The 20,920-nt window shown below is 64.4% G+C and carries 22 protein-coding genes and 4 pseudogenes; 14 read left to right on the top strand and 12 right to left on the bottom strand.

Annotated elements, in window-relative coordinates:
* Nucleotides 1-727 (top strand): annotated as a pseudogene (locus AX685_RS00645) (transposase); the annotation flags it as partial.
* Nucleotides 728-941: 214 nt separating this feature from the next.
* Here AX685_RS00645 and AX685_RS00640 read toward each other — a convergent pair.
* The 3 genes and pseudogenes from AX685_RS00640 to AX685_RS20740 all read right to left on the bottom strand — a co-directional run.
* Nucleotides 942-1,268: pseudogene (locus AX685_RS00640) on the bottom strand (DDE-type integrase/transposase/recombinase); the annotation flags it as partial.
* 207 nt (nucleotides 1,269-1,475) lie between these two features.
* Nucleotides 1,476-2,504 carry an IS110 family transposase gene (locus tag AX685_RS00635; protein ID WP_020493465.1) on the bottom strand — a complete coding sequence of 343 codons (1,029 nt, stop codon included), beginning with the start codon at nucleotides 2,502-2,504 and terminating at the stop codon, nucleotides 1,476-1,478.
* A gap of 67 nt (nucleotides 2,505-2,571) precedes the next feature.
* Nucleotides 2,572-3,083: pseudogene (locus tag AX685_RS20740) on the bottom strand (transposase); the annotation flags it as partial.
* 244 nt (nucleotides 3,084-3,327) lie between these two features.
* On the opposite strand from AX685_RS20740, the gene AX685_RS00620 reads away from it, so the two are divergent.
* A complete protein-coding gene (locus AX685_RS00620; RefSeq protein ID WP_082442131.1) occupies nucleotides 3,328-3,624 on the top strand; it encodes a hypothetical protein in 297 nt (98 codons plus the stop codon).
* Between the two features lie 7 nt (nucleotides 3,625-3,631).
* Here the strand turns inward: AX685_RS00620 and AX685_RS00615 are convergent.
* Nucleotides 3,632-3,796 (bottom strand): annotated as a pseudogene (locus AX685_RS00615) (hydroxyisourate hydrolase); the annotation flags it as partial.
* Nucleotides 3,797-4,044: 248 nt separating this feature from the next.
* Between AX685_RS00615 and AX685_RS20730 the strand changes: the two are divergent.
* Genes AX685_RS20730 through AX685_RS00600 form a run of 4 tightly spaced genes read left to right on the top strand, consistent with a single transcriptional unit; the run spans nucleotide 4,045 to nucleotide 7,233 of the window.
* The gene (locus AX685_RS20730) at nucleotides 4,045-5,007 is read left to right on the top strand and encodes a glycosyltransferase (RefSeq protein ID WP_206378455.1); all 963 of its coding nucleotides are present in this window, start codon (nucleotides 4,045-4,047) and stop codon (nucleotides 5,005-5,007) included.
* The gene (locus tag AX685_RS00605; protein ID WP_010408761.1) at nucleotides 5,004-5,990 is read left to right on the top strand and encodes an acyl-CoA dehydrogenase; all 987 of its coding nucleotides are present in this window, start codon (nucleotides 5,004-5,006) and stop codon (nucleotides 5,988-5,990) included. Before AX685_RS20730 ends, AX685_RS00605 begins: the two co-directional genes overlap by 4 nt.
* Nucleotides 5,987-6,640 (top strand): PIG-L deacetylase family protein, encoded by a 654-nt coding sequence (locus AX685_RS20725; protein WP_010408764.1) that lies wholly within the window; start codon nucleotides 5,987-5,989, stop codon nucleotides 6,638-6,640. The genes AX685_RS00605 and AX685_RS20725 overlap by 4 nt, the downstream gene beginning before the upstream one ends.
* Entirely contained in the window at nucleotides 6,637-7,233 is a 597-nt protein-coding gene (locus AX685_RS00600; protein ID WP_066278969.1) for an SAM-dependent methyltransferase, read from the top strand. Before AX685_RS20725 ends, AX685_RS00600 begins: the two co-directional genes overlap by 4 nt.
* 95 nt (nucleotides 7,234-7,328) lie before the next feature.
* Here the strand turns inward: AX685_RS00600 and AX685_RS00595 are convergent, their stop codons facing one another.
* Nucleotides 7,329-9,497, bottom strand: coding sequence for a catalase (locus AX685_RS00595; RefSeq protein ID WP_018250473.1), 2,169 nt, complete (start codon nucleotides 9,495-9,497; stop codon nucleotides 7,329-7,331).
* Between the two features lie 673 nt (nucleotides 9,498-10,170).
* Between AX685_RS00595 and AX685_RS00585 the strand changes: the two genes are divergently transcribed.
* From AX685_RS00585 to AX685_RS00570, 4 genes are all read left to right on the top strand, one after another.
* Nucleotides 10,171-11,346, top strand: a complete 1,176-nt coding sequence (locus AX685_RS00585; protein ID WP_035366856.1) for a zinc-dependent alcohol dehydrogenase — start codon at nucleotides 10,171-10,173, stop codon at nucleotides 11,344-11,346.
* A gap of 365 nt (nucleotides 11,347-11,711) precedes the next feature.
* On the top strand, nucleotides 11,712-12,386 hold the full coding sequence (locus AX685_RS00575) for a putative quinol monooxygenase (RefSeq protein WP_010408781.1): 675 nt from the start codon (nucleotides 11,712-11,714) through the stop codon (nucleotides 12,384-12,386).
* A complete protein-coding gene (locus AX685_RS21325; protein WP_018250478.1) occupies nucleotides 12,386-12,532 on the top strand; it encodes a hypothetical protein in 147 nt (48 codons plus the stop codon). Before AX685_RS00575 ends, AX685_RS21325 begins: the two co-directional genes overlap by 1 nt.
* A 567-nt stretch (nucleotides 12,533-13,099) precedes the next feature.
* A complete protein-coding gene (locus tag AX685_RS00570) occupies nucleotides 13,100-13,930 on the top strand; it encodes a BglII/BstYI family type II restriction endonuclease (RefSeq protein WP_010408784.1) in 831 nt (276 codons plus the stop codon).
* Here AX685_RS00570 and AX685_RS00565 read toward each other — a convergent pair.
* From AX685_RS00565 to AX685_RS00555, 4 genes are all read right to left on the bottom strand, one after another.
* A complete protein-coding gene (locus tag AX685_RS00565) occupies nucleotides 13,896-14,582 on the bottom strand; it encodes an MT-A70 family methyltransferase (RefSeq protein WP_029623207.1) in 687 nt (228 codons plus the stop codon). The two genes, AX685_RS00570 and AX685_RS00565, sit on opposite strands and share 35 nt — an antisense overlap.
* Complete coding sequence (locus AX685_RS21320; RefSeq protein ID WP_154651464.1) at nucleotides 14,582-14,749, bottom strand: hypothetical protein; 168 nt, start codon at nucleotides 14,747-14,749, stop codon at nucleotides 14,582-14,584. The genes AX685_RS00565 and AX685_RS21320 overlap by 1 nt, the downstream gene beginning before the upstream one ends.
* 67 nt (nucleotides 14,750-14,816) lie before the next feature.
* Nucleotides 14,817-15,524 (bottom strand): DUF6118 family protein, encoded by a 708-nt coding sequence (locus AX685_RS00560; RefSeq protein WP_183937292.1) that lies wholly within the window; start codon nucleotides 15,522-15,524, stop codon nucleotides 14,817-14,819.
* 11 nt (nucleotides 15,525-15,535) lie between these two features.
* Entirely contained in the window at nucleotides 15,536-16,153 is a 618-nt protein-coding gene (locus tag AX685_RS00555; protein ID WP_066282979.1) for a hypothetical protein, read from the bottom strand.
* Nucleotides 16,154-16,168: 15 nt separating this feature from the next.
* On the opposite strand from AX685_RS00555, the gene AX685_RS00550 reads away from it, so the two are divergent.
* Both AX685_RS00550 and AX685_RS23015 read left to right on the top strand, forming a co-directional pair.
* A complete protein-coding gene (locus tag AX685_RS00550; protein WP_066282988.1) occupies nucleotides 16,169-16,675 on the top strand; it encodes a hypothetical protein in 507 nt (168 codons plus the stop codon).
* A 1-nt stretch (nucleotide 16,676) separates the two neighbouring features.
* The gene (locus AX685_RS23015) at nucleotides 16,677-17,156 is read left to right on the top strand and encodes a hypothetical protein (protein ID WP_231376736.1); all 480 of its coding nucleotides are present in this window, start codon (nucleotides 16,677-16,679) and stop codon (nucleotides 17,154-17,156) included.
* Between the two features lie 641 nt (nucleotides 17,157-17,797).
* Here AX685_RS23015 and AX685_RS00545 read toward each other — a convergent pair.
* Nucleotides 17,798-18,091 (bottom strand): response regulator, encoded by a 294-nt coding sequence (locus AX685_RS00545; RefSeq protein ID WP_231738481.1) that lies wholly within the window; start codon nucleotides 18,089-18,091, stop codon nucleotides 17,798-17,800.
* 100 nt (nucleotides 18,092-18,191) lie between these two features.
* Between AX685_RS00545 and AX685_RS00540 the strand changes: the two genes are divergently transcribed.
* Complete coding sequence (locus AX685_RS00540) at nucleotides 18,192-18,500, top strand: hypothetical protein (protein ID WP_010409222.1); 309 nt, start codon at nucleotides 18,192-18,194, stop codon at nucleotides 18,498-18,500.
* A gap of 2 nt (nucleotides 18,501-18,502) precedes the next feature.
* Here AX685_RS00540 and AX685_RS00535 read toward each other — a convergent pair whose 3' ends face one another.
* Together AX685_RS00535 and AX685_RS00530 are read right to left on the bottom strand one after the other, a co-directional pair.
* A complete protein-coding gene (locus tag AX685_RS00535; RefSeq protein WP_007406368.1) occupies nucleotides 18,503-19,762 on the bottom strand; it encodes a Y-family DNA polymerase in 1,260 nt (419 codons plus the stop codon).
* Nucleotides 19,763-19,767: 5 nt separating this feature from the next.
* Nucleotides 19,768-20,181 (bottom strand): LexA family protein, encoded by a 414-nt coding sequence (locus tag AX685_RS00530; protein ID WP_007406310.1) that lies wholly within the window; start codon nucleotides 20,179-20,181, stop codon nucleotides 19,768-19,770.
* A gap of 116 nt (nucleotides 20,182-20,297) precedes the next feature.
* On the opposite strand from AX685_RS00530, the gene AX685_RS00525 reads away from it, so the two are divergent.
* On the top strand, nucleotides 20,298-20,747 hold the full coding sequence (locus tag AX685_RS00525; RefSeq protein WP_007406364.1) for a hypothetical protein: 450 nt from the start codon (nucleotides 20,298-20,300) through the stop codon (nucleotides 20,745-20,747).
* The last annotated feature ends 173 nt before the right edge of the window (nucleotides 20,748-20,920 follow it).

The following is a 20,920-nucleotide window of genomic DNA, read 5'->3' as shown; positions in this document are numbered from 1 at the left end:
GGCTCACTCTTATCTAAGAGCGAGACCCTGTCAGGTCATTTCGGGGGCCAACTCACCTGGCCTCTCATCGGCCGCAAGGTTTCCAAGGCCCGTCTTGTCAATGACATATACGAAACGGCCTGCGCTTCGGTGGCTCTGCCGGTCCCGGAGGATTCGGCAGCAATTACCATGTTCCGCATGGTCATCGCGCAGGGACGCAGCCTCATCCACCAGCGTGACGAGATAGAGCGGCTTGCCCATGACAGGCTGGCCGAGCATGTTGATTATAAGCTGCTGCGCAACATTCCGGGCATTGGTCCGATTAACGCGCTGACCATTCTGGCCGAGGCCGGTGATTTGCGTCGCTTCAACCATCATCGACAGTTCCTGAAGTTCTGCGGCCTCGATCTCGCAACGTGCCAGTCAGGCACGTTTCGTGGCCGCACCAAGCTGTCCAAGTACGGCAACGCGCGTCTGCGCCGCACCTTCTGGATGGCTGCCCAGGTCGCCGCGCGTCAGCGCGACAACAGTTTCCGTGACAAGCTCGGACGGTACACCGCCGGGCACGCGGACGATGCCGACCGTCGCCGCAAGGCGATGACGGCGCTCACCGCCAAGATGGCGCGCGTGGCTCACGCCGTCGTCAAGACGGGGACAGAGTACCGGCCGTTCCTCGAACGGTCGGATGCCAGGTGGAAGGACCCCTCTCTGCAAGTGCCGTGAGGGCGCTCGTCGAGCGACCCTGTAGATAATGTTCGGGCCTTCCACCTGGGTGCGTATCTCGTTTTAAGGATGGTGAGGACCACGGCCGCCCCGGCGCCGCTGGATCCTGTGTTTGCTATGGCAGGGAGCGATCCCGTTGACGGTGGAAGCCATCTGGCTCAGATTGCATGCCGCGCCGATGGTTGTCGGCGCATGGATATCTGCTGGCCAAAACCCGCCGCTGCTTCCAGACATAGGACGTTGTCCGACCTGATATGCGCGGGCGGACCACGCTCGATGAACAACTCGGCCAGCGCTGCCAGTACGTCTTCGTGTTTGAGCTGGCGCGCGACGACGAGTGCCAGGCACTCCCTGCTCGCCTCGTCGATAATGGTAAGGATGCGGAACTTGCGTCCGTCATGGGTGCGTTCCTCGACGAAGTCGTAAGCCCAGACATGCCCCGGATACTCCGGCCGCAACCGGATGCACGAGCCATCGTTCAGCCATAACCGGCCGCGTTTCGGCTGGCGCTGCGGCACCTTCAGCCCCTCGCGTCGCCAGATCCGTTCCACCCGTTTATCGTCTAATCGGTCAAGCCGTTTGCCAAGGTGCTCGTAGTCGATCTTCTTTTGCGCATCGTTGTCGTCTTCGAGGTCAGGACGGGTCCAGCCTCAGCATGGCGCCAGATCGCCGGCCTCTCGATGTGGTGGTTCCCGTGTTCCAGATGGTCACGAAGCGGGTCACGAGATGGCCGTGGCCGCACCCTGGCGGGGCGGCAGCTCGGAAAGCAGATATCAGGCCATGGCAGTCACCTTTGGGTCAAAGCCTCGCCCGTCGATCCACATCCGGTGGAGGATCACCGCCAGCTTGCGGGCCAGCGCAACGCGCGCCTTCCAGAAGCCCGATCTCCGGCCGATGGCGGCAGCCCAGTCCTTCAGCGCCGACGCCTGCGAGGTCCGCGACAGCATGACATTGGCCGCTTCGAACAGCAGCTTGCGGGTGAGACGATCTCCGCACTTGGAGATGCGGCCGTTGATGTCGACCTCGCCCGACTGGTAGCGACGCGGAGTGAGACCGAGATAGGCGCCGACATCCTGCGAGCGTCGGAACCGGTGAGGATCCTCGATGGTGGTCATGAAGCTGACGGCCGTCAGCGGTCCGACGCCGGGCATCGTCATCATCAAGCGGCAGGCGCCGCTTTGCCGGGCAACCCGGGCGAGCTGCTTGGCAATGGCAAGCTGTTGCTCCCGCAATGTGCTCAGCATCGCCAGTAGGCTCTCGAACAGTGCGGCGACCACCGGATCGTCCGGCAGCGTTGCCCGGACCTGACGTTCGAAGGTGCCACCCTTCCCGGGTCCGACCAGAATGCCGAAAGTCTTCGCCAGGCCGCGTATCTTGTTGATGAGCGCGGTGCTCATGCCGACCAGCTGGTCTCGCGTGATCAGGAGCGCACGCAACCGGTGCGTATCCATCGAGCGAACAGCGACCGGCCGGTACCAGCCCGAGCGGACCAGCCGTGCCAACCCAAACGCGTCGTTGCGGTCCGTCTTGTTCATCTGCAGCTTCAGCGCTGCCGCAGCATGCCTGGCATGAAGACACACCACCGGCAGCTCTCGCTCGGTCAATGCGTGCCACAACCACACGGTCATCGGGCCCGTCTCGATACCGATCCTCACGGCTCCTGCGGCCCTCCGCGCCAGCACGGCCGCAATAGCGTCCGGGTCCGTTCGCGACTTACCGTCCCATATGCGATCGCCCGTTTCGTCCACGACGCAGATCGCGGTCTCCTTCATCGACACATCTAGGCCAACATAGCAGGTCATCTTCCGTCCTCCTCTTCAGGGGACGACAGGCTATCCCAACGAGCACCGCTCCTGATTACGCCATGTGGTTCACCGACCAACCCGCCGCATGCAGCAGCGCCGTCACCCGGCGATAGCCGTAGCGCCCGTACTGCCTGGCAAGGGCGATGATATCCTCGGTGAGCGCCAGCTCGTCATCTGCCCCGAACGGCACCTTGCGCTGCGTCGACCGGTGCTGGCCGAGCACGCGGCACACCCGCCGCTCGGATACATCCAGCACCTCCCGGACCTGGTCGATGCAGCGCCGACGCCGTGCGGGGCTCAGAAGTTTCCCTTGGCTGCCTCCTGCAGGATGAGCTTGTCCAGCGTCAGATCCGAGATCGCCCGGCGCAGCCGCAGGTTCTCCTTTTCCAGATCCTTCATCCGCCGAGTCTGATCGGTCTTCAGGCCACCATATTCCTTGCGCCAGCGGTATTAGGTCTGCTCGCTGACCGCGATGCGCCGACAGGCCTCGGCGGTCGTGCCGCCCTGACCCAGCATGATCTCAACCTCACGTAGCTTCCCGATAATCTCCTCGGGCTTGTGCTTCTTCGCAGGCATTCGTCGTCCCTTCCTTGGTCCAGACTGTAATAGTCGATGGACCACTCAGAAGGGGGCAGCTCAGACGGCCATGATCGGCGCGCGGCGCGCCAGCAATGACGGCTAGTAAGATGATGGCGAGTAGAACGAGATGATGAGGCCCGATGATAGCAGGCGCTCCCACGAGGCGATCCGCGCCGCTGCCTACGCACTTCGTGACTGCGTCAGGGCTGGACCTCCGCTTACCGACCTCGGCCGGCTACGAATGAACCTGGCCAATGCGGTACGGGAGCATCTGCCTACACAGCAGGGCTGGAACAAGGAGGCTCGAGGCTATTTCGCCGACCAGATGCCGACTTACGAGCGGATCATGGAAGAGGATCGCGAGCTTCGGCTACGCTACTCCGACCACATACGGCGTTGGAGCAGCAACGCGATAGCTTCGAACGTCCCAGCCTATGCTGCGGACGTCGCAACACTGGTAGAGCGCCTCGACCGCTACCTGCGGTCGCTTGAGCACGAGCTCTATAAGCCGATGCACCAGGCAGGGATCGAGGCGTGATCGGTGATCAATTGCCCCTGTAGGTGGAGTAGCCGAAGGGGCTGACCACGACCGGCACATGGTAGTGCGCGGCAGGGTCGGTGACGCGGAACACGGGATCGATCTCGGGGAAGAATGGCACCGCCTTCGCATCCGGGTAGCCTGCCATGTCGAACAGCAGCTTGTAGGTGCGCGGCGCGAACTTCGACGGCTACCTACCCGACGCCGATATCTCGGTTGAAACCGGGCAAACCTATAGTCCTGCATGACGATCTGGCATCTTGCATCACCGCGAGCAGCTATCGAAACCGGCGTTTATCACCTACAGTCCTGCAAGGCAGGGTCGCCGGTCCTGCGAAACCGATGGTGGGGGTGCCGTTGCGACCTGTGTCAGCTGCGATCTGTGTTCCGGTCCGCAACGAGGAGACTGCGTTACCGAAGTTGCTGGAGGCGATCGAGCGACTGGACCTGGGCGACGTCGAGGCTGCCGTGTTCTTCCTCCTTGATAATTGCTCGGATGCGAGCGAGCAGGTAATACTCGAGCATGCTGGTCGCATGGCCCTTCCGTTCACGGTGGCTCAGGGAGACCCGTCCCCTGATGCCAATGCCGGTCGTGCACGCCGGGCCGCCATCGCCCTCGGCCTGCATCATGCGGCGAGCACGCCCCACGGTATTCTCCTGACGACCGACGCCGACAGCCAGCCCCGTGCCGATTGGGTCAGGGCGGCACTGCAGGGCCTGGCCTCGGCCGACCTTGTCGCCGGGCGAATCGTCCGGATCGCAGCGGAGCGGGATCCGGTGCAGGGGAGGGTCGAGCGCTACCTCGATCGGCTTCACGCCTACCGACGATCGGTCGACCCCGTTCCGTGGGACAGTCCGACCGGCTCCCACTGCTCGGGAGGCGCCAACATGGCCTTCCGACCCGGAGCCTATCAGGCGCTGGGTGGCTTCCAGCCGGTGCCATGCGGCGAGGACGCCGCCCTGCTCGACGATGCCGGGCGCGCCGGGTTTCGCGTGCGCCGCGATCCCGGCATGGTGGTTGCGACCTCCTCACGGCGGCTCGGCCGGGCGCCGGGCGGCATGGCGGCTGCGCTCAGTGCCATCGACCATCACGGGGCACCCTCAATGCCGCATCCCCGAGGGGCGGCATGGCAATACCGACAGCAGGCGGAGGCGCGCCGCATTTGGGCCGGGCTCCCCGATTCCTTTGTCGCAGCTCGCTTCGGCGACCGTATCGGATTGACCGGTGACCATGTGATCGGCGTCGCGCGCGACTGCCCCAACGCAGAGGCGTTCGCCATGCGTGTCGTGCCGGCGCTGCCCGATATACCCGACGTCACCCTCGCCGAGGCCGAGCATGCCCTGGCAACGCTCGAGCACCAGCTTTGCGAGCAGGCGGTATGACGACGACCAAAGCTCTGCGCCATGCGATCGTCGCGGCAGGGTGGGTGACCGACCCCGCCGGCGATCCGACGACGCCCGAGGCATATCTGGACCTGCTCCGCCCTCTTTACGCTGCGGGACGCCGGGATCTCCCCATCGGGCGCCTGCTGGAGGGGCATGTCGATGCGGTGCAAATCGTGTTTCGATACGGCACGTCGTCCCAGGTCGCTGCGTTGCGGGCGCGGATCGCTGCGGGAGCGATGCTGGGTGTGTGGAATGCGGGCCTGCCGGGTGAGTCGCTGGTGCTTACCGGCGGACGGCTGACCGGCGGCAAGGGCTATGCATCGGGGGCGGGGATACTGACTCACGCGCTGGTAACTGCGGATAGCGAACGCGGGCCGCAGCTGCTCCTGCTCGACCTGGATGCCGATCCGCCTGCCATCGATCGGGAGTGGTGGCAGACGATCGGCATGCAGCGCTCGGAGACACATCTGGTGCGCTGGTCCGGCTCTGTGATCCGTGAAGACGGCCGTATCGGCGAGCCCGGCAGCTATGCGCGGGAGCCGTTCTTCAGCGGAGGCGCGCTGCGCTTCGCCGCGGTTCATGCCGGGGGCATCGCCGGCCTGCTCGATGCAGTGCGTGACCACCTGACCACCCACGAGCGCGCTTCCGATCCGTTCCAGGCATCGCGCCTCGCCGACCTGTTCCTGCTTGCCCAGGGTGCAGCGGCGAGCATCCGCGACACGGCGGGCGCCTGGTTCAGCGGGACGGATGCGGAACGCCTCGCCCGGGTGTCCGCTGCGCGGCTATCGATCGCCGGCTCTGCCGAGCGCGCCCTGACGATCGCGCAGGAGGCGGTGGGGCTGCAGGGATTGTTCCTATCGCATCCGCTGGCGGCAAAGATCGCCGATCTCATGGTGTACCTGCGCCAGCCTGCGCCCGACGCGCATCGCTTTCGCGTCGGCCAGGCTGTCGCCGAGCACATCCTCGACCCCATTCTGTGAGGATCCCGCTGCGAAACGTACGTGTCGCGCTGGTGATCGCCCCGCACCCGGATGACGAGGTCATCGGCGCGGCAGGCCTCATTGCGCGGCTTCGCCGCCATGGAGCTCGGGTCCGGGTTGCGGTCGTGACCGATGGTGCCGCGTCTCACCGGGGCAGCCGACAATGGCCGAGAGCGCGACTGGTCGCGGCGCGCCAGCGTGAGAGCCTTCATGCGCTACGTCGTCTCGGCATCGTTGCTGGCGACGTCTCGTTCCTCAATTTGCCCGATGGCCAGTTGCCCTCGATCCCGGGACGCTGTTATCGCGCGCTGCGCCGCCAGGTCGCACGATGCCGGGATCTCGATCTCATCGTCGGACCGGCCTGCGATGACGACCATCCCGATCACCGCGCCGTAGCAGCGGCCGTCGCCCGATGCCCGGGTGGCGCCGGTCGGCTGACCTACCGCGTGTGGCCGCCTCGCCCGGACAGGTCCGGACCGGCATGGCGCATCGCTGTGCCCGGAGGAGTTCCGGTTAAGCGGTCGCTGATCCGCGTCTACCGGACGCAGCTCGGCGCCGTTTCCGATGATCCAGCAGGCTTCACGATCGCGAGACACGAGCTTGCGGCCTTTGCTCGTCCGGTCGAGCGCTACCGGCCGGGTTCGAAGTGACGAGCCCGATCGATCTTGCCGGGTTCGCCGCCAAGTTCGCCGGCGACGACGATCCCTGGCGCACCTTCACCGCCCGTGACGAGGCGGTGAAGCGTGCCGTGATCCTGCACGCGATAGGTCACCGACCGGTCGGACGGGTGCTGGAGCTGGCCAGCGGCAACGGATCCAACAGTGCCGCGATCGCGAGGATGGCGTTGTGCCTCGATGCGACCGAGGGCACGAGGGAGGGGGTCGACCTGACGGCACGCGCCGTCGCGGCCTGGCCTCGTGCGTGCGCATCGCTGCTCGTGCTCCCCGGTCGACCGCCACGTCTCGTCTATGACGTGATCGTGATCGCCGAGATCCTGTATTACCTCTCAGCGCGAGAGATGGCCCGGGTTGCGCGTGAGATGGCCGCTCGCCTGCGGGGAGACGGCACCATCGTGCTCGCGCACCACAGGATCGACTACTACGACTTCGCCCAGCACGCGGCAGGAATCCACGCCCGGTTCCTCGCAGAGACCGGGCGTCGTTGGACGGTTCGCACCGTGCGCCGCACCCGCCGCTGGGTCGTCACCGCGGCCCGCGCCGACGGTGTGCCCCGATCCCCTTGAACGCGAGCGAGGCAGCACGTCCCACGTCCGTGCGATATGAGGCTTGCCGTTAAGTGGAGCGGCAGGACGTCCACCTGCCGCTCCCGCCAGGGTCGTCAGGCCGCCGCGTCGAGATCGACCTTCATCTCCCGAGCCCAGAACCTGAGGTCACGACAGGTCGTGACGAACGCCTTGACGTCCTTGCTCTTGCTTAGGGCTACGAAGCCATCGTCAAGCTCCGGCACTCGAGAAGCGTCGAACAACGTGGCGGCTGCATCGGTGTAGCCGATGAACTTGCAGTGGCCGAACGCGTCCGCCACGAAGTCCTTGGAGGCCGCATCCTTGGCGAGCATCGCAACCCCCTCCTCGGACGGGAGCACCGCGACGGCATCGAACAGGACCGAAGGTCCGCCGTCGATCTTCTGCTTGGCCGCGACCTTGGTGCCGTCGTCGAGCGTGACCCCGCCGATCTTCGGCGCGACCACCTCCCAGACCGCGCCTTCGGCTTCCAGCGCCTTCGTCAGCGCATTGAACAGCTCGGCGCTCGACCCATCGGTCAGCAGCAGGCCCATCTTTCGCCCGGCGAAATTCGCCGGGCCGTTGGCGACGATCGAGAGCGCCGACGATGTCGGCAGGTCTAGCGTCGGCTTGGCCGCCTTGGCGGCGTCCGGCAGGTCAAGGCCGAGCCCGTCCGCAACGGTAGCGGCGAGATCCTCGTCGATGTTGCGCAGGTGGCTGACCGCCCGGGCCCGGATGTCGACACGATCTACCTTCGACAGCTCGAACACCAGCGCGTCGCCGATGTGCTTCTGCTCGATCGGCTGCTGGCTGAGATAGAACTGCCGCGCCTGGCTGTAATGATCGGCAAAGGTTTCGGACCGAACCCGCTGCTTAGTCCCCTGAACCTCGGCGGGGAAGCTGGTGAAGCCGATCTCCGCGTTCTCGCGCGGACCGCCTTCCGCGCCCCAGCTGTTCGGCTCATAGTTCACGCGCCCCTTCGGATTGCGCATCGCCATGTGGCCGTCCTGCTGGAAGTTCATCACCGGACAGCGCGGGGCATTGATCGGCAGGTGGGTGAAGTTCGGGCTGCCGAGCCGCTTCAGCTGGGTATCGAGATAGGAGAAGTTGCGGCCGTGCAGCAGCGGGTCGTCACTGAAGTCGATGCCCGGCACGATGTTCTGCGTGCAGTAGGCGACCTGCTCGGTTTCGGCGAAGAAGTTGTCGACGTTGCGATTAAGCGTGAGCGTACCGACGATGCGGACCGGCACGTCCTCCTCGGGGATGAGCTTGGTCGAGTCGAGATGGTCGAAGGGAAGCTTGTCGGCGGTTTCCTGATCGAACAGCTGGACGCCGAGATCCCATTGCGGGAAGTCACCGCTCTCGATCGCCTCCCAGAGATCGCGGCGATGATAGTCGGGATCGGCGCCGCTGATCTTGACCGCTTCGTTCCACAGCACCGACTGGAGCCCCTGGCGCGGCTTCCAGTGGAACTTGACGAAGGTCGACCTGCCTTCCGCGTTCACCAGGCGGAAGCTGTGGACGCCGAAGCCCTCCATCGTGCGGAAGGAGCGGGGGATCGTGCGATCGGACATGATCCACATGATCATGTGCCAGGCTTCCGGGGTGAGGCTGGCGAAATCCCAGAAATTGTCGTGTGCGGTTTGCGCCTGGGGGAACGCCCGGTCGGGCTCCTGCTTAGCCGCATGGACCAGATCGGGGAACTTGATGGCATCCTGGATGAAGAACACCGGGATGTTGTTGCCGACGATGTCCCAGTTGCCCTGCTTCGTGTACATCTTGACGGCGAAGCCGCGCACGTCGCGCGCCAGATCGCGCGAGCCCTTGTTGCCCGCTACCGTTGAGAAGCGGACGAACACCTCCGTCTGCTGCCCGACCGTGCTCAGCACGTCGGCGCGGGTGTAGTCGGCCAGACTGTCGGTCAGCTCGAACACGCCGTGCGCGCCATAGCCGCGTGCGTGGACGACGCGCTCCGGGATGCGCTCGTGATCGAAATGGAAGATCTTTTCGCGGAGGATGAAGTCCTCGAGCAGCGTGGGGCCCCGCAGACCCGCCTTGAGACTGTTCTGGGCGTCCGCGATCGGGATGCCCTGCTGCGTGGTCATGGTAAGTGCCGCGTCCGAGGTCGTCTGGCGGGTTTCGCCGCCATGGCCCTGCTGCTCGGCATAGTTCGTCGGCTGGTCGGCACCCGCCGGCAGCGGCGGTGCCTTCTTGGCCGTCTCGCCCTTGAGTTTCACCGCGTCGCTTTTGATGCTCTTGCGTGCCATGGACGTAATCCTCCGATCATGCCCTTAATGCCACCAGCGCCACGGCGATGCGAGGCATAAATCTTTGTAGCGACTGGGAACCGACCCGGAGGACCGAAATCAAGTTATGTCAGTCGAGCATGGTCGCCGGTTCGGACGACAGGCGCGGGCTCGGCAACGTAAGTGTTCATGGCTGCGCAGAACCCGACTGCGGCTTCCTTGGTCCTGGATCACAGCCAGGGAAAGCCGATATGAGCCGGTTGGAGATGTCTTAACGCCTTGCCGTTAGCCGAGCATGATGTACTCCCAGGTCGTACAGGTTTTCGACTGCGTCCGGCACGACCACGATCTGTGGTTGGTGCTGCTCGCCGGCCTGGTTTGCCTCTGCGGAATCTATGCGTCCTTTGCCCTGGCCGACCATGCCATACGCTCAGGGCGGAAGACGCGCAGCCTGTGAGAACCTATCACCATCGTGTCGGCCGGCTGCACGGCCTGGGCGACCCACTTCATTATCTTGCTGGCTTTCAAGCCGGGCATGCCGTCTGCGTTCAACCCGCTGGCCGTACGGCCGTTTTACGGCCGCTCGTTGATGTAAACGAATCAAATGGACAGGGACCCATGCCGCGGCTCAAGGCGTTGAGCGTCATAGACATGGCCCTGACGACAGGGACATGCACTCAGATGAGGAAACGACATGCGCGCACTATGCTGGCACGGTAAAGGCGATGTCCGCGTCGACACCGTTGCGGATCCCGAGATCAAGCACCCGCGCGATGCGATCATCAAAGTAACCGCCTGCGCGATCTGCGGGTCGGACCTTCACCTGCTGGATGGCTACCAGCCCACCATGGAGGCCGGCGACATCCTCGGCCACGAGAACATGGGCGAGGTCGTGGCGCTCGGGTCCGAGGTCACCAACCTCAAGATCGGGGACCGGGTGGTGGTGCCGTTCACGATCAGCTGCGGCGATTGCTGGTTCTGCAAGAAGGGTCTGTTTGCGGCCTGCGATCGGACCAATCCGAACGCCGAGATGGCCGCCAAGGCGATGGGCCATTCGCCCGCCGGGCTGTTCGGCTTCAGCCACATGCTGGGCGGCTACTGCGGCGGTCAGGCGGAGTATCTCCGCGTGCCGATGGCGGATGTCGGTCCGATCAAGATTCCCGACAACGTTACCGACGAGCAGGCCCTCTTCCTATCGGATATCTTCCCGACCGGCTACATGGCCGCCGAGAATGCGCAGATCGAGCATGGCGACACCGTCGCGATCTGGGGCTGCGGTCCGGTCGGCCAGTTCGCCATCCGCTCCGCGCTGATGATGGGCGCCGGCCGCGTGATCGCGATCGACGAGGTGCCCGAGCGACTCGCCATGGCGGAGGCCGGTGGCGCTGAGACGATTAACTTCGCCGAAACCGATGTCTACGACGAGCTGCAGGCGCGAACCAAGGGCCGGGGCCCCGACAGCTGCATCGATGCTGTCGGCTGCGAGGCGGCCGCGCACGGGGCGGCGGACGCGGTCATGGACAAGGTGAAGGCAAGCATGATGCTCGCCACTGATCGCGTCCACGTCCTGCGGCAGGCGATCATGAGCTGCCGCAAGGGCGGCACGGTCTCCGTGCCCGGCGTCTACGTCGGGATGGGTGACAAGCTTCCGATCGGTGCAGCGATGAACAAAGGACTAACGATCAAGCTCGGCCAAACCCACGTGCAGCGCTATACTAGACCGTTGCTGGAAAAAATCGTCGCGGGCGCGATCGACCCCAGCTTCGTGATCACCCACCCGGCCAGTCTTGAAGACGCGCCAGAAATGTACGCTAAATTCCGCGACAAGGAAGAAGGTGTGATCAAGGTTGTTATGCGCCCGCACGGTTGATTGGCGGAATAACCGGGAACAGGACGCTTATCGATGCCGATCGACACCGCCGCTTTGGAGCACGTGTAGCGGCGGTGTCGATCAGCTTGCGACCAAGTATGTCGGCAGACCTAGGGTCAGGACTCGTTGACCATAGCGAACAGCGATGGCCGACGCACCAGGAAGCGAAGCGCCACTTGGCGTGCGGTCGCGCCGTGGCTGGCCGCGATCTCCTCCAGCACGCGCCCGCCAGGGGTGCGCGGGCCGGGGAAGTCGCCCTGGCCGAACGGGCTGTCGGCGCCCGGCCGCGCGAACTTCCCATGATTTAGGCCCAGGACGCCTTCCGTGGAGCTCGAGGCGCTACCATCGGAACAAGGAGAGAAAAGATGCACAAGGCACTGTTCGTAGGCATTGAAGCCGGGCCGACCCACCAGGAAGATGCCGCTGAATTCCTCCGGGGTGCGCTGGAGCCGGTCGAGCATGAGCAGGACACGCGGCACTGGTACGCGCTGCGCTTTGGCCCCGCCGACTTCGCCATCTTCGATACCTTCCCCGGCAATGCCGGCCGGCTGAAGCATCTGTTCGGCACGGTCGGCCGGGCGCTGGTCGTGAAGACCTTCACCATCCTCAACGGATTGCCGGAGATCGAGCCGGCCGACATCCTCGCCCTCAAGGTGCCGGCGGCGGACGCCCTGCCGCGCTTGGCCCTGCATGTTCCGCTTGAAGCACGGGACGGTGCGGAGGAAGAGGTTGCCCGCTTCCTCCAAGGAGCCCGATCGGCCGTGGAGCGGGAGCCTGGCACCCTGTCGTGGTACGCTCTGCGTCTCGGAAAGACTCGGTTCGCCATCCTCGATACCTTCGCCGACGAGGCAGGGCGCGAGACGCATCTGTCGGGCGAAATCGGCACGGCGCTATCCGGAAGCGCTGCTTCGCTGTTCGCCGAGCCTCCCCAGATCCACCGCGCACAAATCTTGGCGTTCAAGATTGCATCCGCTGGTGATGAGGAGAGGACGAGCAGGAACACGTCGGTCGCGCGGCCCCTTGAGAGAGGGACAGTCTGATGGACACGAAGCAGAAGGTGCTCGTTGGAGCGGCCGTCGCCAGCACCGCGGCAGCCGGGGCCGCGTTCGCGTTCAAGTCCGCGGGCACGGATTCGAAGCTCACCAAGGTCGCGTGTCCGCCGTCAGCACCAATGGCACAGATTTGAGGTTGTGATTTAAGGAGGATCTGGGCTTCGTCGTAGTGACGAAGGAACGAAGATGAAGCCCAGATCCTCCAATGTAAAATCGCCCGCCAAGGCCTCAGCAGAGCGGGTAGTGAACCGTGGATTTGAGGGATGCACAGCTCCCTGGGGTCGATTGTCGTTAGCGGCAAACCATTGAACATCGGGTATGGTCAGTTCCGTCCGCTCACGGACGTGCTGATCGGAAAAGCGCTCTCTACCGCCACAAGCGGTGTAGAGGGCGACTAGGTGCTTGGTCGCAAGATCCTTCTCCAAGCTGCGGGCACCCGCAATTTGGGCGAAGCTCGATCGCCCCAATAGGGAGCCGTAGCGCTCAGGGCTGACGCGCTCTCCGTCCAGCTCCCTATCCTCAATGAGACGATCTAGTGCGAGAAACAGGGCATCCACCCACCACCGCTCTACCCGCTTGCCGGCAAAGTCGGATAGGTGGCCAATCCTCTCGTGCGCAATCGCCTCGGTGAGCATAGGGGCCTCGCCCTAGCCCGGCAATCTATGGCACCTGGGCGCATCAGAAGCGACTCTTGGACGAGCATGTTTGAAGATCTGGCCGCTCGCGGCTTCCAAATTGAGTTTCACAGCCATGCCACGGCCATCCTGAGCGTCGATTTTCCCGACGCGATCGGGGAGTTGGAAGCGGCGCTCGGCGCGCTATCCATCCCAATTGAGGAGATCATCGGCTCGGGTGGAGGCGAGACAAAGGGCACTCAGCGTCTCCGGCGCGCCTTGGCCGAGCTGGGCTGGCACAAGGTCAATTTCACGATCGAAAAGCGCATCAACGGCGTCCAAAGGGAGTCGATCTCCCATGAGGTCGATCATGTCCGTACCTTCGCCGATGGCCGCGTCATCGCGCTCGAAATCGAGTGGAACAACAAGGATCCATTCTTCGACCGCGACCTGGAGAACTTTAAGCGGCTGCACGCGGAGGGGGCGATCAGCGTTGGCGTGATTGTCACGCGGGGATCGAGCCTACAGGACGACATGGTGCAGCTCGTCCGCCGGTTTGCAACCGAGCGGGGTCTGGAGTCGAGTGATGACCTTGGATCTTTGGGACTGACGCCCACCCCCCGGCAGAAGGCCGATGTTGCTCGGCGTATGCGAGCAGGCGGCGCGACCTTTGCAGACGCTTGGTCGCTTAGTTTCGTGAAGGATAAATATGGGGCCGCCACGACCCATTGGCGAAAGCTAGAAGATCGCGTGCACCGCGGCGTCGGCAATCCATGCCCGCTCCTCCTCATTGGACTACCCAGCTCAATCGTCACTTTCGATGAGCATCTCGACGTGGGCGCCATCGCCGAGGGCGAGGAGGAGCAGGAGATCCTTGCTGAGCCTATTCAGCCGCTTCCGCCACCAGCCCAGCCCTAGAGTGATGGGCATACGTCGGCCAGGAAGGGGTATATTCCTCGTCCGCCTGGTTGCCCCATACGGTCCAATCCGGCCGCGTTCCACGCGAGAACATCTCCAAGAACGGGCCGGGGCTGCATTCCTCAATCAGCGGATATTGCTCGTCAGGCTTACGGCTGTGCTCCCGCTTGCGGCTCTCAAGATAGTTCACCTGTGTCCGACCCGGATCAAGCGTGCGGGCGTTCTTGCCCCGGACGCCAAATAGGATCAGTTCTGTAACGTTGCGGAAATAGAATCCCACGCCCCGACCATCAGATCCGCCATCCTTGCGGATCTTCCGCCATACGATGTTGGATTTATACTCAAAGCCCCATTCCCGCATTACACGCAAGCCGTCCGGCAAGAGCGCATTAGGCACCCACAGGTAGAGGTGGGCGGTTGGCGCAACGCACTCCTGCACCGGTAGCTCGCAAATCTCGTCCAGCGTCATTGTCCCGTAGCGGTTTAGGCGGCGGTGCTCGGGTGCCACCTTCCCGGTACGGTTTTGAAACTGCCACGGCGGATCCGCCAGTACTGTTCTGAAATTGCCGCCCCCTGCGACGTTCAACAGATCCATAGCTGCCGGACTATAATCCGGTGACTTCTTGGACGCCTTGCGCTTGGATTCTGACATTAGGCTGCGTCCTCATTCTTAATCGATTTTGGCGCGCGACCCACATAGCCACGCAAGCCTCGCCGGATGACCTGACTCACTGTTTCGTCACGACTATCAGCAACTTGCCGTGCCTTTTGCGCGAGCTTCTTCGGCACCCGCACTGTTACAACGATATCGTCTGCCATATGCCTCTCCGGCGTACCATGTATGTTCTGGTATTGCCTTGTAATACGGATTGCAAGACGATTACCCTCACTTACGAGCCTCTTTGCCTACTGGCTCGACCGTGCCGGTGCACTGCACCGATTTTCCTGTCTTGTTGGCGCGCTTCTGACACGCCTCCAGCACCTCACGATTGGCGGTCACAATTCGATCACCCGCGGCGATGTTGGCGAAAGCGTCGGGCGCGCTTGCCCGCATGAGGCGCTGGCCGCCTTCCCACATCGGCAGGTCGAGCGAGCGTGCCGCCATCTTCTCCGGCCATTGCCAGCTCGCGGGCACGGCGCGCGCGACAATGCCGGCGAACACCGCCCACAGGATCATGCCGACCACAATCCCGCCGATCGCGCTCCACATCAGCCAGCGGTTCTGCTCATCGCCACGCCGCGCCGACACGACATAGCTGTGAAGCTGGCGCGTCACGTCCTCCAGGCCGGTGCGCGCCGTAGCGATCGTCTGCCGGTCTTCCTGGCGCGCCGTGCTTGCCGCCGCGGTGATCCGTCCCGCCAATAGCTCGGGCGTCATCGCCAGCATCGGGCTTTTGACCAGCATATCGACGCGCTGCGCGGTGGCGGTGATGTTGTTGGCGATCACGCCTAACGTCTCGGAATAGTCGGGCGGTTCCGGCACCTCCATGCGCTCGGCCGTCAGCCGCTCGACGGCACGGCGCATCAGCGTCACCTCGGCGCGCAGCTCTTCGAACGCCTGTGCGGCTTCATTCGGCCCTTCTTCATCCGTCACACGTCATCCCCTTATAGGCTCATGCCCCTGTCGCGCTCGCGGCCGATCCCGATCGACTGCTCCAGCGATTTCTCGATGCTCCGGCCGCGCTCCAGTTTCAGCTCCAGCTCGGGCGCGCGGCGCTCCAGCGCCTTCGCCAGCTCAGGGTCCCGGCGCAGGCCCTCGGCCATCGCGCCCATGCGCGTGGTAGCCTTCTCGGCCCGGACCTGGTCGCCGCCTGCCCGCTCGCGCGCCAGTCCCCGCCAACTCTCCACAAACCGGTCGGCGCGCGCGTCGGAGTCGAGCCGCACCCGGCGCTCCTCGGCCATCGCGCGCACCGCGCCGCCGGTCTTGCCCTCCGCCGCCTGCCCGATCAGCCCAGGATCGCGACGGAACGCGGAAGCGAGGTCGCGCGCAGCATCGGGCCGCACCTGGTCCAGCGCCTCGCCGGCGCGGCGCAACGCGCTCTCCTGATGCGGCAGCACCGGCAGCTCCTGCGCGCGCATCCGGCCTATGTCGGCCGACGCCCGCGCATAGCGTTCGATCGCCCTGGCCTGATCCGGCTTGCCGCCGCTCGCCGCGCCAGCACGATCCGGGGTAGGTGCCTTCTCCGGCGTGGCGGCAGGCTTGGGCCGGAAGCCCGCGAACATGTCCCTACCAAGTCGGTGTACCTGCACATCGCCATGCCGGCGGGCTGCGACCCTGCCCTCGGGCGAGCGGTCAGCAACTGGAACGCTCAAGGGTCGCGCTTCTACTATCAGTGGGACGCGGCGAATAACCTGACCACCACGCGAGGGACCGAGACCACGGCTCAGATCGTGACCGTGGAGGACGGCTATCCCACCAACTCGACCGCCCTCGCGTCGACCAACCTGTGGACCAGCGGATCGACCATCACCCAGGCAGACGTGATCGTGAAGGCCGATTACCTCTGGTATTATGGCGATGAGTCGGGTGGGCGGTTCCATTGCCCGTCTACTCGGTCGAGCCCTCCTTCCGGCTCGTTTGATTATGAGTCGACCATGACGCATGAGCTCGGCCATGCTTTGGGCTTCGGTGAAGCCAACAACACGGCGTGCGTCATGCACTATAGTCAGCCGGCGGGCGTGGTGCGTCGCACCCCGTGCTCGACGGAGACGACAGCGCTTCGCAACGCCTACGGAGTGCGGTGATATGAGGGTCGCGGTGTGGTCGGTAGCGGGATTGCTGCTAGTGTCCTGCTCGCCGAACGCACCGCAACCCGAGGTCCCGGCCGGCTGGAAGTCGGTCGGGATCCCTTCGTGCTGCACGGTCGCCATTCCATCAGATGCGACTCTGAAGGCGGGAAAGGACCCGGTAGACGATCCGGTGTTCCTGCTGCGCGGGCCGGGCTACGAAGGCATGTTCACAGTGACAGGCCGAGGATCGGCGCTGCCGATCGCGAGCTCCGGGACCAACTACAAAGCGGATCAGCTCACGCTCGACGGCCGCCCCGCAGGCGTAGCTTCCTACCGTGTCGCCGACCCGAACTATCCCGAGCGCCGCAGCCTTCTGTGGACGTTTGCTGGGCGGAACGACGGATCGGGGAAGAACCTGGTGCTTGATCTTTCCTGCAAGGAAACGGGTTGTGCCGTATTCCTGCCTATGATCGGCTCCCTCGACGCAAAACCATGAATACTCGCTGCCTTATGGGTCAATGCCGACCGGGAAGCCGATCCGGCTTGTCGGCCGGCTGGAGCGTTCGTTATGGGGCGACGACGACTTTGGCCGGTTCCAGCTAGACGACGCCGCGGTCATCGCAGTCGACGGGCCACGTTGAGGCGGGCCCGGCTGGGCCGAAGGTCGAGCCCACGGGTTGGGTAGGCGGGATAACGACGCAGCCGCTACGATCGGGGCGGTTCCTTTATACCGGCTGGGGCATGAAGAGAATCCTATCCCGACCATTGATCCCATTCGGGACGGTCGCGGCCAGCGCGCTTCGACTGGTTCAGTCGTAAACGTATATCTGTGCCCGCTCTATGCGCCACCCGCTGTTCGCAAAAGCCTTCCTTTCTGACGACCTTGCCGGCGGGCCATGACCGCACCGCATTTCTGCTGCCCGCCGCTTGTCAGAACTGTTCTGAAAACGTGCTTCGCAAAAGCGTCTGCCGGCGACGGGTTTGGAGAACCCACTGGTAGAAAGCGTGAGCATGACGCCTCGTTTGCAAGCAGCGCCGGATAATGGCGAGCACACTGGCAGATAATTTGAGCAGGTTGCCACGCGCCAGTGGCAGATAGCGTGAGCAGAAAATCTGGCTGTTTGCGAGCAGGCGCCGTTATGATTGCAAGCGCCTACAGATATTGCCGCTGGCGATCACGATCTCGATCCAGGGCCAGTGCTGTGCGACATGACGCGCCAGCGCAAAGCCGTTGATCGATCCCGGCATCTCGACATCGGAGAACAGCAGGATGGTGTTGTCGGCCTGCTCCTCCAGCAGCACGATCGCGGTATCGCCGTCCATCGCCTCATGACAGCGAAAGCCGGCGTCCTCCAGGATCAGCGTCATGTCCATCAGGATGATCGGGACGTCATCGACCGCGAGCGCGAAAGGTACGGTCGACGTGTTCATCACCTCTACAACCGCCTGTATCCATAATCGCTCCCGCGACCGGCACGATGCTGCCGCCAAATCGTTGATGGCCTGACGGAAATTCGAGGGAGAACATCGAATGCGTAGCCTGGTTGCTGTGTTCACGGTCGGGATATTCGCGATCGCGACCCCTGCCGGCGCGCAGGACATGCCCGGCGCAGTCGATCTGGGCGCGCAAGCGCGCACCCAGGTTCAGTCAGCGACTGCTCGTGGCTATGCCGAACGGGGCGGGGCGGCGACCGCGCGAGGTCCGAACGGGGTGCCACTGTCCGCTCGCGCGAAAAGCTATTGCGACAGCTATTCCGCACGGTTGCGCCAGTACGGCGCGAAGGATGGGCGAGTGATGAAGCTGGCAGCGGCCTGCCGGCAGGCAGGCTATCGCTATTGATCTCACCGCGCGATCGGCACCTGATCGATCCGCGTGGTCCAGGACGGGCTCTTGAAAGCACGCTTGGTGTCGTAGCTCTTCTGGCCAAAGCCCTCGGAGGCAAGCCGCATCGTGTTGCGGCCGAACCGCCCGTTGAGCCCGTCGATCGCGGCGAGCAGGGCAGGGGATCGCGGATCGGGCACCGCGAACAGGTCGGCCTGGTGCGCGGTCATCGGCTCCAGCCCCTCGAGCATGACGCCGCACTTGGTGTAGACGCCGCCAGTTTCGTACATGACATCCGCCATGCGGCCCGCCATACCGCCGATCACGCGCGGATCATTGGTCGCCGGCGACAGCCGCGCTATGCGCGAGGCGGACGGCGCGTTGGGCTTGAACCGGCTTCCGTGGGCAAAGGCGATCAGGCGGGTGGCAGCGAGATCCTGCGCGCGGATCTTCTCGGCCGCGCGGACCGCGCGGCGCACCATCGCCTCGCGCAGCGCCGCGACCTCGCGCACCGGCTCACCGAAGCAGCGGGTCACCGCGGTCGCCTTGGACGGGGGCGGCTCCGGCTCGAAATCGGTGCATTCGACGCCGTTCAGCTCGCGCACGAGCCGCTCCAGCACCACCGTCCCCACGTCGCGCGCGACCTCCGGGGGGAGGGCGGCAAGATCGGCCGTCGTCCTGACGCCGAGCGGTCGCAGCCGCTCGGTCATCGCTCGCGCGATGCCCCAGACCTCCTCGACCGGCCATTGCGCGAACAGGCGCCGCCGCAGCTCGATGTCGTGCAGGTCGACCACGCCCTTCCAGACCTTCTCCGACGCCTTGGCGAGGGCGTTGGCAACCTTGCTCAGCGTCCGGGTCGGGCCAAGCCCGATGCGGATCGGCAGGCCCGTCGCACGCTTGACGGCCGCGATCACGCGGTGCGCGGCCGCCACGTCGCCCAGGCCGTTCGGGAGCACCGGCAGGCGAAAGAACGATTCGTCGATCGAGTACACCTCGACCGTGCAACTGTGCTCGGCGAGGACCTGATTGAAGCGACGATTCATGTCGGCATACAATTCGTAGGAACTGCTGCGGTATTGGATGCCATGCTCGCGGACGATATCACGAATCTTGAACATCGGCGCACCCATCTTGATGTGCAGCGCCTTGGCCTCCTCGGAGCGCGCGATGGCGCAGCCGTCCCCGTTACTCAGCACGATGAGCGGTTTATCGCGCAGCGACGGGTCGAATACCCTCTCCGACGAGCAATAGAAGTTGGAGACGTCAGCGATCGCCCACATGGCGGTCAGCCCTGCAGGTTGCGCACGGAGGCGCGGACGACGCCCCACACTTCGACACTCTCATCCGCGATCACCGCGTCGTAGCGCATCCGCGCGTTGCGGGCCTCGAGGACCGGCTTGCCGTCGCGCCAGACCAACTGGCGGATCACGAAGCCCCCGTCGACCACGGCGATGACGATGCGGCCGCTAACCGGCGTGGCGTCGCGATCGACCACCACCACGTCGTCATCATAGATTCCAGCGTCGATCATGGACTGTCCGCTGACCCGGAACACGAAGCTGGCGGCGCGGTCGAGGCGCAGCAGCGCCACGAGATCGATCGCGGTTTCCTCCCAGTCCTGGGCAGGCGAGGGGAAGCCAGCGCCGGCCGCGCTCACCACCCTCAGGCGAAACGCTGGCGGCAGATCGGCGATCGGCATCGGTTGGGACAGGGGAATCACACACGCGGACATGCGCGCATGATATGCTGGATAAGAACATGAAGGGAACGAGATTTTCCTTTTGTTCTCATTTCGCATGACTCATAGAGTCATGGATGCCGATCCGCCCCGAAAACCGCTGGCTGTACCCGATCGACTGGCCGCTGCTGTCGGACCAGATCCGGTTCGTGCGGGCAGGAGGGCGCTGCGAACGCTGCCGGCGACCGCATCTTCGGCACGTCGCGCATCTGGGCGATGGGCGCTGGTGGGATAGCGAAGCGCGATGCTGGCGATCGGGAGAGGGGCGACGGGTGAAGGTCGGCGACCTCTTCGCGCTCGACGTCGTGCGGATCACCTATGTCGTGCTGGCCTGCGCGCATCTGGATCATGATCCTGGCAATAGCGCGCCGCGCAATCTCGCCGCGCTATGCCAGCGATGTCACATGCTCCACGATGCCGAGGAGCATCGCTGGCAACGCTGGTGGAATGCGTTTCGGCTGCGCGCGCTGCAGGATCTTTACGAAGATCCGCGACACGCTCGCGCGCGAGAACGACGGCGCGGCTAACTCGCGACTGACTGGCAAGCCTTAGCTGCGAAAAAGCCACGTCAGTCTCTGCAAGAACGATGCCGGAAATCTGCTAAGCCATTGATTTAACATAAGATATATTATCGAACAAAACAGGTGTAACCGCTAAGTAGAAATGACACCGCTCCGCTAGATAGAAAAGGCACACAGTG

The organism is Sphingomonas sp. CCH9-F2, assembly GCF_001556735.1.
Lineage (GTDB): Bacteria > Pseudomonadota > Alphaproteobacteria > Sphingomonadales > Sphingomonadaceae > Sphingomonas > Sphingomonas ginsenosidimutans.
Note: the sequence above shows the minus strand (reverse complement) of the source record. Positions and strands in the feature narration are given on the sequence as shown.